1 pseudogene is annotated in these 368 nt (G+C 66.6%); it reads right to left on the bottom strand.

The features are described from left to right. Positions 1-316 (bottom strand): annotated as a pseudogene (locus tag GTR02_RS22555) (hypothetical protein); the annotation flags it as partial. Positions 317-368: the final 52 nt, after the last annotated feature.

Genomic DNA, 368 nt, shown 5'->3' with positions numbered 1-368 from the left:
CCAGGACGACGGGCTCCTGCTCCTCGACGACCTCCGGCACGTCGTCAGCAGCAGGCCCCGAGGGCGGCTGCAAGCCGGCCTGGCGCAGCTGGTCGTCAGCGATCATCTGCCGGTAGACGACATCGGACAGGCGCCGCTTGAGCGCCCGTAACGCTTCCATCGACGACTTGCCCTGCGCCTTCTTGCGGTCGAAGTAGGCCCGGCCCTCGGTGTCATGACGCAACTGCACGATAGCCATCGTCCCTTCGCACGCCATGAGAGAGCCACACCGATCCACCTGGTGGGCAGCCGCTAGGAAGAGCGTCGTGTCGGACACCTCGACACAGCCTGGCCGGGCCGTTGTCGTGGGTCCAGTACACAAGTAGCCG

This window comes from Kineococcus siccus (assembly GCF_009906795.1).
Classification (GTDB): Bacteria; Actinomycetota; Actinomycetes; order Actinomycetales; family Kineococcaceae; genus Kineococcus; species Kineococcus siccus.
This window is presented reverse-complemented; position numbering and strand designations above follow the sequence as displayed.